Genomic DNA, 13838 nt, shown 5'->3' with positions numbered 1-13838 from the left:
ACAGCGCTTACGGCGGCGGCGGCGCGGCCGGCTGGTCCGGGATCACGACGGGGCCAGCTTCGCCCTGGGTTTCCTGACCCGGCAGCAAGCCCTTTACACCGAGCGAACCGAGAAAGCCGCTCGGCAGTCCGAACCCCTGCTCGACGGCCTTCAGCACTTCCTGGTCATTCACTTCGCCGTCCAGCACTTTCTGCACGTCGATCTGGGTCCTGCCGCCCGTCGCCTGTTCAATCAGGGTCCCGGCAGTCGTGCTCAGGATATCCTCTGGCTTGGCGCGTAGCAGCTTGACGAAACCACCCCCAACCTCTTCCAGCTGCTTGTAGGCAGCCGCCGGGTTCTCCAGGATGCCCCGGATATCGGGATAGATCTGCGGCTGTGACCAGGGGCCGCGAATGACAATCGGCACGCCAAGGCCGCCCATCACTTTGTCCGCGCCCTTCTTGCGCGGCTGTGGTGCGATGCCTTCAAGGCTCGGCACGATCTGCGGTTCCACGCGCCAGTCCAGCGTCATGGCCGGCATGTCCGTCGTACCGCCGCCGGTCATCTGCAACAGGGGCCCGTTCATCGCCAGATCACTGCTGACCGCGACGCCGTTCTGCAGCGAGAACGAGGCGCTGAGGCTGGTAAAGTCCGTCTGGTTGTCCTTCGCCGTCTGCCAGCCCAGCAGGGTTTCAACCGCAAGGCCGCGCACCATCTTCGGAATGTTGACGCCGAGGATGGCGCCATCGGCAAACGCAACCCGCGCCGTGCCGCCAAGGTTACCAACCAGCTCCGCCTCGCTGCCGCCTTGTGTGGTTACATCGAAGGACAGTCCAGCCTGCCCCTGCAGCCAGGAAATCCCGGCCGCATCGCGCAGGAAGTCGCGTCCATTGAGCCCGGCAAGCTCCAGCGCTGCGCTGATCCGGGGATGCCGCGCGCCGCCCTCGACCGAGAGGTTGCCCTTGCCGCTGCCACCGTACAGCGCCATGCGCTCCAGACTGGCGGCGAGCGTGCCATTGGTGATCAACACGGCGACCATGCTCTCGCCAATGCTGATCTTGTCCCAGGTGATGGCTCCGGTGGTCAGCGAAAGGTCGGCATTGATGGCCGCCAAGCCGCCGAAGTCGACGGGAGCATTGCTCCAGCCGGCTGAAGCGGCTGATTTCTGGTTCTTGCTGCCTTGCTGTTTGCCAGCCGGCGCCGCCGTTGATGTCGCACGGCCCAGATACGGATCGAGCGGCAGGCTCTCCAGAATGAGCTTGGCCGTCAATTTCGGCGTCGCGCCAATCTGAAGGCTGCCGTCGCCCGTTCCCTTGATGCCGTCAAGAGTGAAGCGGGCACGTGTGAACTGGACGGCCTGCGGCGCAACCGATAGCTGCCCCGCGAGCGAAAAGCCTTTCAGTCCATCGCCACTCGGCAGCGGCCGCCCCATCCAGGACAAAAGACCGCGCAAGTCGGCGGTTTCCAGCAGGACGTCACCTTCCAGCCCCTGCGCCCCGGCCAGTTGCCCGTCAAAGCCGACGGTCACCCGCTGGCCTTGAGCCCTGACTTCGACCGGCGCCGGCAGCCCGGCCAGCAGCGGCGCCGGCGTTGCCTTGCCGCGAATGGCAAAGGGTTCACCGCGCCAGTTGACCTGACCCGTGACAGAGACGGGCTTGTCCAGCCCGTCGAATTTTGCCGTCATGTTGAGGCCGGTCAATCGATCCGCCTGCGGATCGCCACCAGCAACAGATGCTAGGCCGAGGCCGGAAACAGTGCCATCCTGCAACGACACGCTACCGGACAGGGCAAGGCTTGCGAGCAATTCAGCCGCTGAGGCCCCGCGGGCGGCAAAGGCCACATCCGCACCAAAGGCCCCCTCCGCTGGCAGGGTGCTGCCGGTCAATGCCAAGAGATCGCCAAGGGCACCGCCCGTCGACTGCAGGCGTCCGGAGATGCGGGGAGCCTTGCTGCCAAGTTCGGCTTGCGCAGCACCCGACAGTTTCAATGCCCCGACACTCAGCGCAGCTTCATGCACCAGAATTTCTGCCGGACTCGCGGCGACGCGGCCTGCGAGACTGACGGCACCCGCAAGCCCCGGAAGATCTGCCGGAGCCACGCCAGCCAGGGCGCCTGCCTCGGCCAGGGACGGCGCTGCCCCGTCAAGCCTGAGGTCAAGCGCCAGCGGGCGAAGGCCGAGACTGCCCTTGGCCGACAGGCTGGCGCTACCGGACGACAGCGTGATAGACACGGCTGCCGACGCCCCGCCTGCGAGCTTCACCGGGGAATCCGCTTCCGCTACGACACTGACCGGCTGCTCCTGCCATTTGGCCGATCCCGACAAACGGGCCGGACCGGAAAGATCAGGTACCGACAGGCGGGCATCAACTTCCTTCAGAAGAACAGACTGGCCGCTGCGCGCATCGGCATAAGCGATCCGGCCCTTGACGATCTCGATGTCATCAAAGCCAACACGGGTGAGACCGGACAGTTCCCTTACTGTCCCTGCATCCGGGCCGGTGATCGCGATCTCGGGTTCCGCTGTGCCAGCCCCCGGTGCCGGCGCTGGTGTTGCCCCGTCAAACTGGGTGAAGACGCTCTCGATCCGCTTCATTGGCTGACGCGGCGCCCAGCTCGTCCGGCCATCTACTCCAACTTCGAGCTGCAACTGCGGCGCCTCAAGCCGAACTCCGGTGACCTGGATCGCACCGCCGAACAACGCGTCCCAGGCAAGCGAAAACTCGATCGCCTCCGCCTTTGCGAACTCGATGCCTTGCGCACCGGCCTCGCCTGACAGGCCGACATCACGCGCGGTCAGGTGTAAACCGGGGATCAAGGAAACCGACACCGGTCCGTCAACCCTCAGATACCAGCCCGTGGCCGCTTCCAGTTCCTGCACCACCCGCGCCTTGATCGCGTCGCGCGGAAGGAACATGGGCACAACGAACACAGCCGTCCCGACGACGAGGCCCGTTCCGGCCAGTGCGATCAGCGCGCGCTTCATCCCGTCTCTCCGCAATCGAATCGCGGCTAGTCTAAGGCAAAGCGTGTCAACAGCGTGACCATTGATCGCCCGGCGACCTCCGGGATCGTCTAAACTGTCAGGTGGCGGCGGACTTCCTGCTCGTCCAGCTCGGCGCGCGCGCCAGCCATGACCACCTCGCCGCGATCCATGACCGCGAATGTGTCAGCCAGATCGCGGGCAAATTCGAAGTACTGCTCCACCAGAACGATGGCCATCGTGCCTTGCTGCCGCAACCAGTCGATGGCCCGGCCGATATCCTTGATGATCGACGGCTGGATGCCTTCGGTCGGCTCGTCGAGGATCAGTAGGCGCGGCCGCGTCACCAGAGCGCGGGCAATGGCGAGCTGCTGCTGCTGGCCACCCGAAAGGTCGCCGCCGCGACGCGACAGCATCGCCTTCAGCACCGGAAACAGCTCGAAGATCTCGGCCGGAAGCTTGCGGTCGCGCCAGGGCAGCGGCGCAAAGCCTGTCTCAAGGTTTTCCTTCACGCTCAGGAGCGGGAATATCTCGCGCCCCTGCGGCACCACGGCAATTCCAAGCTTTGCCCGCTGATGCGGCGCTAGTTTCGAAATGTCCTGCCCGTTCCACAGGATGCGTCCGGCACTGATGCCTTGTTGCCCTGCAATCGCGCGCAAGGTCGACGTCTTGCCCACCCCGTTGCGCCCCATGATGCAGGTCACTTCGCCAACCTTCGCCTCCAGCGACACCGCCTTCAACGCCTGCGCGGCCCCGTAATGCAGATCAATCTTCTCAACGCTCAGCATGGCCTGCTCCAGGTTGTTCATCGCCAGGCCCATCGGCCTTCGTCAGTGCACCCCGATGCGGTCGAGGCCATTCTCCGATTGGTGGCACGGCCTCTCAGCCCCCCCTCCCCCTCGTGGGGAGGGGTGAGGGGTGGGGGGACTGAGCTCGCAAGATTTCGAAATGGTCGATCCGGCATAGCGCCCTTGCCAGACCAGCGCTCTCAGGCAGGCATGAGAGGCCTATCCCCCCACCCCCTGCCCCTCCCCACGAGGGGGAGGGGAGCTGAGAGGCCCAGTAGAAACGCTCACCGCCCCAAATAAACCTCCACCACCCGCTCGTCAGACGACACGTGGTCGATCGAGCCCTCGGCCAGCACCGATCCCTCGTGCAGCACCGTCACCTTGACGCCCAGCGCGCGGATGAAGGTCATGTCGTGTTCCACCACCACGACCGAGCGGGTCTTGTTGATGTCACGCAGGAGATCGGCCGTCTCGGCAGTCTCCGCGTCGGTCATGCCTGCTGCCGGCTCGTCGACCAGAAGCAGCTGCGGTTCCTGCGCCAGCAGCATGCCGATCTCCAGCCACTGCTTCTGGCCGTGGCTGAGGTTGGCCGCCAGATCGTCCCGCCGGCTGCCGAGCCGGATCAGCTCCAGCAAGTCCTCGATGCGAGCTCGTTCTGCAGGTCGCAGCACATGGAACAGCGTCGAGAACGGACCGCGCGGTGCCTTCAGCGCCAGCTCGAGATTGTCCCACACGGTGTGGCTCTCGAACACCGTCGGCTTCTGGAACTTGCGGCCAATGCCGAGTTCCGCAATCGCCGCTTCATCCATGCGGGTCAGGTCCGTATCCCCGCCAAAAAACACCTCGCCGCTGTCGGGCCGGGTCTTGCCGGTGATGACATCCATCATCGTTGTCTTGCCGGCGCCATTGGGGCCGATGATCGCCCGCATTTCCCCCGGCTCGATCACCAGCGAGAGCGAATTGAGCGCGCGGAACCCGTCGAAGGAAACACTGACGCCGTCGAGATAGAGAAGGCTGGACTGGCGCATGGCTTACTCCGCTGGTTGGGGTTCGCCCGTGGAGGGCGTTGCGGGTTCGGGCTTCTGCGTCCGGCGCTTGGGCAAACGGGTCCGCACCATGGCGACCAGACCGACCAGCCCTTTCGGCAGGAACAGGGTGACGACGACGAACAGGGCTCCAAGGGCAAACAGCCAGACCTCCGGCAGCACGGCCGTGAACCAGGTCTTGCCGTAGTTGACGAGCACCGCGCCAAGGATCGGCCCGAACAGCGTGCCACGCCCGCCAACGGCCACCCAGATGACCGCTTCGATGGAATTGGCCGGCTGAAATTCACCCGGATTGATGATGCCGACCTGTGGCACGTAGAGCGCACCTGCGAGCCCGGCCATCATCGCCGACAGGGTCCAGACAAACAGCTTGTAATGCTCCACCCGGTAGCCGAGGAAGCGTGTCCTGCTTTCCGCATCACGCACCGCCACCAGCACCTTGCCGAGCTTGGAGCGGGTGACCGAGCGGGCCAGCAAGAAACACAGCACCAGGGCCAGACCCGAGGCAACGAACAACGCCGCGCGGGTTCCGTCCGCCTGCACCGGGAAGCCGAGGATGTCCTTGAAGTCGGTGAGGCCGTTGTTGCCGCCAAAGCCCATGTCATTGCGGAAAAAGGCGAGCAGCAGCGCATAGGTGAGCGCCTGGGTGATGATCGACAGATAGACCCCGGACACGCGCGAGCGGAAGGCGAACCAGCCGAAGATAAAGGCCAGCACGCCCGGCACCAAGAGCACCATCATCAGCGCATAGGGGAACATGTCGAAGCCGGTCCAATACCAGGGCAGCTCTTTCCAGTTCAGGAACACCATGAAATCGGGAAGCACCGGGTCACCATAGACGCCGCGCGGTCCGATCTGACGCATCAGATACATGCCCATCGCATAGCCGCCGAGGGCAAAGAAGGCGCCATGTCCGAGCGAGAGGATGCCGCAGTAACCCCAGACCAGATCCACCGACAGCGCCAGCAGCGCATAGGTCAGATACTTGCCCATCAGGCTGACCGCATAGGTCGGCACATGCAGCGGATGGTCCGGCGGCAGCAGCAGGTTGAGCGCCGGCACCGCGACAATGACAAGACCGAGGATGGCCAGAAACAGCGCCGCCTGACGGTCGAAGGCGCGAACGAGAAACGACGTGATCATGCTTCGACTGCCCGGCCCTTGAGGGCAAACAGCCCCCGCGGACGCTTCTGGATGAAGAGGATGATGAAGACGAGCATGAGGATCTTGGCGAGCACCGCCCCGGCATAGGGTTCCAGGAACTTGTTCACCACACCAAGCGTCAGCGCGCCAACCAGTGTGCCCCAGAGATTGCCGACCCCGCCGAACACCACGACCATGAAACTGTCGATGATGTAGCCCTGACCGAGGTTTGGCGACACGTTGTCGATCTGCGACAGCGCCACTCCGGCGATGCCGGCGATGCCCGACCCAAGCCCGAAGGTCAGCGCGTCGATCCAGGGTGTGCGGATGCCCATCGAGGCAGCCATGCGCCGGTTCTGGGTCACAGCCCGCGTATAAAGGCCGAAGGGCGTCTTCTTCAGCACCAGCATGAGCCCCGCGAAGACCAGCAGCGAGAACACCACGATCCAGAGCCGGTTATAGGTGATCGTCATCTCGCCCAGTTGGAAGGCACCGGACATCCAGTCCGGATTGCCGACTTCCCGGTTGGTCGGGCCGAAGATGGAACGCACGGCCTGCTGCAGGATCAGCGACAGGCCCCAGGTGGCCAGCAGGGTCTCCAGCGGCCGGCCATAAAGGAAGCGGATGATACCCCTCTCGATGGCAATGCCAATCAGCGCGGTCACAAGAAAGGCAAGCGGCAGGGCGATGGCGAGCGAGCCGCCGAACAGTTCCGGCGCACTGGTCCGGATCACCTCCTGCACCATGAAGGTGACATAGGCCCCGATCATCACCATCTCGCCATGCGCCATGTTGATGACGCCCATCACGCCGAAGGTGATGGCAAGGCCAATGGCGGCCAGCAGCAGCACCGACCCCAGCGAAATGCCGTACCAGACATTCTGGCCGATATCCCAAAAGACAAGATTCTTTGAAATCGCCGCCACCGCGCGGTCGGCAGCATCTCGCAGCGCCACAGGCGTTTGCGCATTTGCAGCGACGCCTGTCAGGATCGACAGCGCTTCCCTGTCGCCACGGCTTGCGAGCACCTGGACAGCCTCAAGCTTGGTTGTCTCCGGCGCGTCAACCGCCAGCAGCACCGCCGCCCGTGCTTCCTGCATCGCTTTCAGCACGCGCGCATCCGTCTCGGCAGCCATGGCCGTATCAAGCAGGGCCAGGCCTTCCACATCCAGCGACTTGAACATTGCCGCCGCAGCCGTCATCCGCACCTGCGGATCCGGCGCCATCAGCGTCAGGCCTCCCAGCGCGCTGCGGATCGTGCGGCGCAGGCCGTTGTTGACCTTGATCTTTGTCAGCGAGGCGGCCGGCGCGGTGCCCAGCGCCTCGCCGGTCAGCGGATCGGTCAAGGCAAGATCAGCTCCGGCCTTGGTGCCGATCACGACCAGACCATCGCTCCTGCGTTCATAAAGATCACCATTGGACAGCGCCTCGAGCGCAGGCGCAACGACCGGATCTCCGATGGCAGCCAGAGCCCCGACCTGCGCCTCCGTTTCCTTGAAGCCGCCTTTGGCCAGCGCATTGACCTGCGGCCGGAGCGCCTCAATGTCTTGCGCATGACCCTGCGTCTGGACCATGCAGCCCATCACCAGAATCATGAGGCAGATCATCAGATTTTTCAGAGACATATGCGCCACCAGGCTGGAAGGAATCATGGCAGCGAGAGGCTGCAGCCCCCCACCCCTACCCCCTCCCCACCAGGGGGAGGGGTGCGTTTGGCACCTGCGCCAATGAACAGGCGATATCAATCGCTGGCGACTGGCTCCGCCCCTCTGCTCCCCTCCCCCTCGTGGGGAGGGGTCGGGGGTGGGGGGCAGCCTCAGCATCTCGAAAATCCCCTTCCCGGACATCCGGAAAGGGGACCTCGCTTGCGCTCACATCAGCTGCCGGAACCGCCGCACTTGCCGGTCTTGACGTTGAAGTTTCCGCAGGACAGCGGCGCGCGCCAGTCGGCGATCAGATCCATGGAGCCTTCGAGGTAGTCAGACCACTCGTCGCCCACCACGAGGCCGGGGGTTTCCCAGACGGTCTCGAACTGGCCGTCGGCCTGGATCTCGCCGATCAGCACCGGCTTGGTGATGTGGTGGTTCGGCATCATGGCCGAGTAGCCGCCGGAGAGGTTCGGCACGGACACGCCGACGAGGGAGTCGATCACGGCATCCGGATCAACGGTGCCAGCCTTCTCGACCGCCTTCACCCACATGTTGAAGCCGATGTAATGCGCTTCCATCGGGTCATTGGTCACGCGCTTGTCGTTGCCGGTGAAGGCGCGCCAGCTGGAGATGAACTCGGCATTGACCGGGTTGTCGACGGACTGGAAGTAGTTCCAGGCGGCCAGGTGACCAACCAGCGGCGCGGTGTCGAGGCCGGCGAGTTCTTCCTCACCCACCGAGAAGGCGACGACCGGGATGTCTTCGGCCTTGACGCCTGCGTTGCCCAGTTCCTTGTAGAACGGCACGTTGGCGTCACCGTTGATGGTCGAGACCACTGCCGTCTTCTTGCCTGCCGAACCGAAAGCCTTGATATCGGACACGATCGTCTGCCAGTCGGAGTGACCGAACGGCGTGTAGTTGATCATGATGTCCTCGTCCTTGACGCCCTTCGACTTCAGGTAGGCTTCAAGGATCTTGTTGGTCGTGCGCGGATAGACATAGTCGGTGCCGGCCAGAACCCAGCGCTCGACGCCTTCGTCCTTCATCAGGTAGTCAACCGCCGGGATCGCCTGCTGGTTGGGGGCAGCGCCGGTGTAGAACACGTTGCGCTGGCTTTCCTCGCCCTCATACTGGACGGGGTAGAACAGGATCGAGTTCAGCTCCTCGAACACCGGCAGGACGGACTTGCGCGACACCGAGGTCCAGCAGCCGAACACGGCCGAGACCTTGTTGACCGAGATCAGCTCGCGCGCCTTTTCGGCAAACAGCGGCCAGTCGGAGGCCGGGTCAACGACCACGGCTTCCAGCTTCTTGCCGAGCACGCCGCCCTTCTTGTTCTGCTCCTCGATGAGGAACAGCATCGTGTCCTTCAGCGTGGTCTCGGAAATCGCCATTGTGCCCGAGAGCGAATGCAGGATGCCGATCTTGATGGTCTCTTCGGCCATCGCACCGCCCATCATGGTCGATGCCATCAGACCTGCGAGCGTCAGCCCTGCCATGCGGCTTTTCAGCTTCATCATCTGTTTGTCCCCTTCTGTCCCCGCCTGCCTTGACCTTGGCCATTCTTGCGGCCGGCTGGTTCCCTCAGCCGTCGAAGGGGATCGTGCGCTGCGATATCGCGGCGCAACATACGTCGATTGACGTAAGCGCCCTGCGTCATCCGCGCCGTCGCCCGTGCGATAGGCAGGCAAAGCGGCACGAACCCTGCAATGCCGGGTGAGACGACGCGGGATCCGGCAGAAATGACGGTTCAGGCCGGGCCGAACCTGCCGCAACGGCTTAAAATTTCGGCACATGCCCAGAAGGGAGGCGGATTGCATGACCGCGCGCCAGCGCATCCTGCCGGTGCGGCGGCATTACAACCAATGGGTCAACAACCAGACCCTGGAAGACTATGCCCTGCGCTTCACCGCCAAGAGCGCCCGTCGCCTGTCCAGCCGCGCCATCTCGCATACGGCCGGCGGTGCAATCGCCTTTCTGGCACTGGAGGCCATCGGCGGCGCCATCACCCTGTCCTACGGCACGGCCAATGCCTTTGCCGCGATCCTGGTCGGCTGTCTCGTGCTTCTGCTGGTCGGCTGGCCGATTGCCCGCTCGGCCATGCGCCATGGCGTCGACATCGACCTGCTGACCCGCGGCGCCGGTTTCGGCTACATCGGCTCGACGCTGACCTCGCTGATCTACGCCAGCTTCACCTTCATCCTGTTCGCCATCGAGGCCTCGATCATGTCGAGCGCGCTCGACTACGCCTTCGGCCTGCCTCTGTGGATCGGCTACATCGTCAGCGCGCTGGTGGTCATCCCGCTGGTCACCCATGGAATCACGCTCATCAGCCGCTTCCAGATCCTGACGCAGCCGTTCTGGCTGGTGCTCAACATCCTGCCCTTTGTCTTCATCGCCTTCGCAGACTGGGGTGCCGTGGCGGACTGGCTCAGCTTTTCCGGCATTGATCCGGCGACAGGAGCCCCCCGCGCGCCGGACTCCAACCCCGTCGATCTGATGCAGTTCGGTGCTGCCTCGGCAGTCATCCTGGCGCTGATGGCCCAGATCGGCGAGCAGGTCGACTTCCTGCGCTTCCTTCCTCCGGGGGAAAAGCCCGGGATCCTGCGCCGCTTTGCCCTGTTCCTGGCCGGCCCAGGCTGGGTCATCATCGGCCTGCCGAAGCTGATCGCCGGGTCATTCCTGGCCGTGCTGGTGCTCTCCGCCGGCGTCCCGGTGGCGGAGGCAGACGAGCCGTCGCGCATGTATGCGGTCGCCTTCGGCTACATGCTGCCGTCCGAGCAGGCCGCCGTGCTGCTGATGGCCGCCTTCGTCGTGGTGGCACAGCTGAAGATCAACGTGATGAATGCCTATGCCGGGTCGCTGGCCTGGTCGAACTTCTTCTCCCGCCTTACGCATTCCCATCCAGGCCGCGTGGTCTGGCTGGTCTTCAACGTCGGCATCGCGCTCCTCCTGATGGAACTCGGCATCTACGGCCTCCTGGAGGAAACGCTCGGCGTGTTCTCGATCATCGCCATGGCCTGGCTGTCGGCGATCTCGGCGGACCTGTTCGTGAACAAGCCGCTCGGCCTGTCGCCCCCCGGCATCGAGTTCAAGCGCGCGCATCTTTATGACATCAACCCGGTCGGCACCGGCGCCATGAGCCTTGCCGCCATCGTCGCGCTGCTCGCCCATTATGGCACCTTCGGGCAACTGGCGGCATCCCTCGCCACCTTCATCGCGCTGGCGCTCGCCTTCGTGCTCGCCCCGGCCATCGCCTTCGCCACGGGTGGCAAGTACTATCTCGCGCGCAAGCCGCGCCGGCACTGGCAGACAAAGACGGCCATCACCTGCTCGATCTGCGAGAACCCGTTCGAGCCCGAGGACATGGCCTATTGCCCGGCCTATCAGGTGCCGATCTGCTCGCTCTGCTGCACGCTGGATGCCCGCTGCCACGACAGCTGCAAGCCGAAGGCCCGGCTGAAATATCAGACCCGCAGCGTCGCCGAGGCCACGCTGCCGTCCTGGATCCTGGCCCATCTTTCCACCCGGCTCGGCCGCTATCTGATGACCGCCGTTCCGGTCATCGCCGGCATCGCCCTGATCCTCACCGTGATCACCCACCAGGCCGCCACCAGCCTGCCGCCGGGCGCCGATGTGGTCGGACGGACGGTGGCGCTGATCTTCGTCGTCTTCGCCATCTCGGCGGGCATTGGCGTCTGGTTCCTGGTGCTGGCGCATGACACCCGCCACGTGGCGGAGGAAGAATCCCTGCGCCAGAACTCGCTGCTGCTGAAGGAGATCGAAGCGCACCGCAAGACCGACGCCGCGCTGCAGAAGGCGAAGGAAGCGGCTGAAGCCGCCAACCTTGCCAAGAGCCGCTATGTCATCGGCCTCAGCCACGAGCTGCGCACACCGCTCAACGCGGTGCTGGGCTATGCCCAGGTACTGGAACGGGACGAGGCCATCCCGCGCGAACGCAAGGCATCAATCCGCGTCATCCGCCGCAGCGCCGAGCACCTCTCCGGCCTGATCGACGGCTTGCTTGACATCTCCCGCATCGAGGCCGGCCGGTTGCAGGTGGACATGGCCACGGTCAACATCCACGAGTTCCTCGACCAGATCGTCGCCATGGTGCGGCTACAGACCCAGGCGGCCGGCCTAGCCTTCGCATTCCGCAAGGCACCCAACCTGCCGACGCTGGTGCGCACCGATGAAAAGCGCCTGCGCCAGATCCTCGTCAACCTGTTGTCGAATGCGGTGAAATTCACCAGCGCCGGCACCATCACGCTGGAGGTCGGCTACAGGTCGCAGGTCGCCACCTTCCGCATTTCCGACACCGGCACCGGCATCGGCGAGGAGGACATGACCCGCATCTTCGAGCCCTTCGGACGCGGCAGCGGCGAAAGCGTCGCCCGCACGCCCGGTCTGGGACTGGGCCTGACGATCACCAAGCTGATGGCGCAGACCCTCGGCGGGTCGCTGGCCGTCACGAGCCGTCCCGGTGAGGGCAGCACCTTCGAGGTGCGGCTGATGCTGGCCGCCCTTGCCGACCAGCAGCCGCTGGTCTCTCCCGAGCGCCCCGTCACCGGCTACACCGGCCCGCGCCGCCGGATCCTCGTCATCGACGACAATGCCGATCACCGGGCGCTGATGGTCGAAATCCTCGCCCCGCTCGGCTTTGAAGTGGAACTGGCCGACGACGGGCCGCAGGGCATCGACAGCGCCTTCCGCGCCAGACCGGACTTGCTGCTGGTCGACATTTCCATGCCCGGCATGAACGGCTGGCAGGTGGCAAGCCTCTTGCGCCAGCGCGGCCTCACCGCGCCCATCGTCATGCTCTCGGCCAACATCGGCGACACGGCCCTACGCCCGGCCGGCGAACCGGCGCATGACGACGCCCTGTCGAAACCCGTCGATCTCGCCCAGCTCTTGGACCGCATAGGCCGCCTGCTGGGCCTGAGCTGGACCCGGGCCGGCGATGCCCCCTCCTTGGTCCCGGCCCCTGCGGCGCCAGCCCCGGCCGTGGTCGGCGAGAACGACAAGGCTCCGGTTGCAGCCGCCTCCCTGTCATCGCGGCACATCCGCGACCTGATCAGCCTCGGCGACATCGGCTATGTCCATGGCATCGAGGCCAAGCTCAGCGAGCTGGACGGCGCGGGCGCAGATGCCGCGCTCATCGCCCGTCTTCGCACGAGCATCGAACAGTTCGACTTTGCCGGCTATCGCAAGATCCTCGAGGACACAGCCCCCCATGACTGACGCCGCCGGATCCCCCGCCGCCTCGCGCGACATCGTCCTCGTGGTGGATGATTCCCCCGAGACCCTCGGCTTTCTGACGAAGGCGCTGGAGACCTCCGGCGTCACCGTGCTGGTCGCCACCTCCGGCACCGCCGCGCTGGCCATCTGCGACCGCATCACGCCGGACATGGTGCTGATGGACGCAGTGATGCCCGCACCCGACGGCTTCGAGACCTGCCGCCTGCTCAAGGCCCGGCGCGGGCTGGAACATGTGCCGGTGATCTTCATGACCGGCCTCAGCGAGACCGAGCATGTGGTGCATGCGCTGGAAAGCGGCGGTGTCGACTTTCTCACCAAGCCGATCAATCTCGACGAGCTGCAGGCCCGCATCCGGGTGCACCTCGCCAATGCGCGACAGGTCCAGAGCGCCCGCATTGCGCTGGATGCCGCAGGCCGGCACCTGATCGCCGTCAGCGCGGATGGCAACATCAAGTGGTCCACACCGCAGACCAGCCAGGTTCTCGAAGCCCTGGATCGGGGCACCGTTGCTGTGGGCGAAACCGCGCTGGACCGTATCCGAACCGCGCTGGCCGGCTGGATCGCCACCGCAAGCCGGCAGGCGACAGGACGGCCCGACCCGCTGGTGCTCGACCTCGGGGCCGCCGGCCAGTATGAATTCGCCCCCATCGGCTCGATCAGCGCCGACGAGCACCTGTTCCGCCTGACCAGCGCCAGCCACCCCGGCCAGACGGACGCCCTGCGCCAGCGCTTCGGTCTCACCCCGCGCGAGGCGGACGTCCTGACCTGGATCTCGCGCGGCAAGCCCAACAAGGACATCGGCGACATTCTCGGCCTCAGCCCGCGCACGGTGAACAAGCACCTCGAGCAGATCTACGTCAAACTCGGCGTCGAGAACCGCGCCTCCGCCGCCGTCCGGGCCAGCGAGGTGCTTCGGGACCTCTAACTGGATCATTTGACCTTGTATTATGGTCCATATGATCTATTTTAGAGTATTGAACCGCATTGGCACGGT

At 65.0% G+C, this 13838-nt stretch carries 8 protein-coding genes; 2 read left to right on the top strand and 6 right to left on the bottom strand.

Annotated elements, in window-relative coordinates:
* Window positions 1–7: 7 nt before the first annotated feature.
* The 6 genes from C8348_RS13020 to urtA all read right to left on the bottom strand — a co-directional run bounded on the left by C8348_RS13020 (window position 8) and on the right by urtA (window position 9084).
* Entirely contained in the window at window positions 8–2962 is a 2955-nt protein-coding gene (locus C8348_RS13020) for an AsmA family protein (protein ID WP_106753769.1), read from the bottom strand.
* An 89-nt stretch (window positions 2963–3051) separates the two neighbouring features.
* Entirely contained in the window at window positions 3052–3747 is a 696-nt protein-coding gene (gene urtE, locus C8348_RS13015) for an urea ABC transporter ATP-binding subunit UrtE (protein ID WP_106753845.1), read from the bottom strand.
* 284 nt (window positions 3748–4031) lie between these two features.
* Window positions 4032–4775 carry an urea ABC transporter ATP-binding protein UrtD gene (gene urtD / locus C8348_RS13010; RefSeq protein ID WP_106753768.1) on the bottom strand — a complete coding sequence of 248 codons (744 nt, stop codon included), beginning with the start codon at window positions 4773–4775 and terminating at the stop codon, window positions 4032–4034.
* A 3-nt stretch (window positions 4776–4778) separates the two neighbouring features.
* Entirely contained in the window at window positions 4779–5936 is a 1158-nt protein-coding gene (urtC, locus tag C8348_RS13005; RefSeq protein WP_106753767.1) for an urea ABC transporter permease subunit UrtC, read from the bottom strand.
* Window positions 5933–7561, bottom strand: a complete 1629-nt coding sequence (urtB, locus tag C8348_RS13000; RefSeq protein WP_106753844.1) for an urea ABC transporter permease subunit UrtB — start codon at window positions 7559–7561, stop codon at window positions 5933–5935. The genes urtC and urtB overlap by 4 nt, the downstream gene beginning before the upstream one ends.
* 251 nt (window positions 7562–7812) lie before the next feature.
* On the bottom strand, window positions 7813–9084 hold the full coding sequence (gene urtA / locus C8348_RS12995; protein WP_198647043.1) for an urea ABC transporter substrate-binding protein: 1272 nt from the start codon (window positions 9082–9084) through the stop codon (window positions 7813–7815).
* A 319-nt stretch (window positions 9085–9403) separates the two neighbouring features.
* Here urtA and C8348_RS12990 point away from each other — a divergent pair, with 319 nt between their 5' ends.
* Together C8348_RS12990 and C8348_RS12985 are read left to right on the top strand one after the other, a co-directional pair.
* Window positions 9404–12826, top strand: a complete 3423-nt coding sequence (locus C8348_RS12990) for a hybrid sensor histidine kinase/response regulator (RefSeq protein ID WP_106753766.1) — start codon at window positions 9404–9406, stop codon at window positions 12824–12826.
* Window positions 12819–13769 carry a response regulator transcription factor gene (locus C8348_RS12985; RefSeq protein WP_106753765.1) on the top strand — a complete coding sequence of 317 codons (951 nt, stop codon included), beginning with the start codon at window positions 12819–12821 and terminating at the stop codon, window positions 13767–13769. The genes C8348_RS12990 and C8348_RS12985 overlap by 8 nt, the downstream gene beginning before the upstream one ends.
* Window positions 13770–13838: the final 69 nt, after the last annotated feature.

Source organism: Pannonibacter carbonis (genome assembly GCF_003012935.1).
Lineage (GTDB): Bacteria > Pseudomonadota > Alphaproteobacteria > Rhizobiales > Stappiaceae > Pannonibacter > Pannonibacter carbonis.
This window is presented reverse-complemented; position numbering and strand designations above follow the sequence as displayed.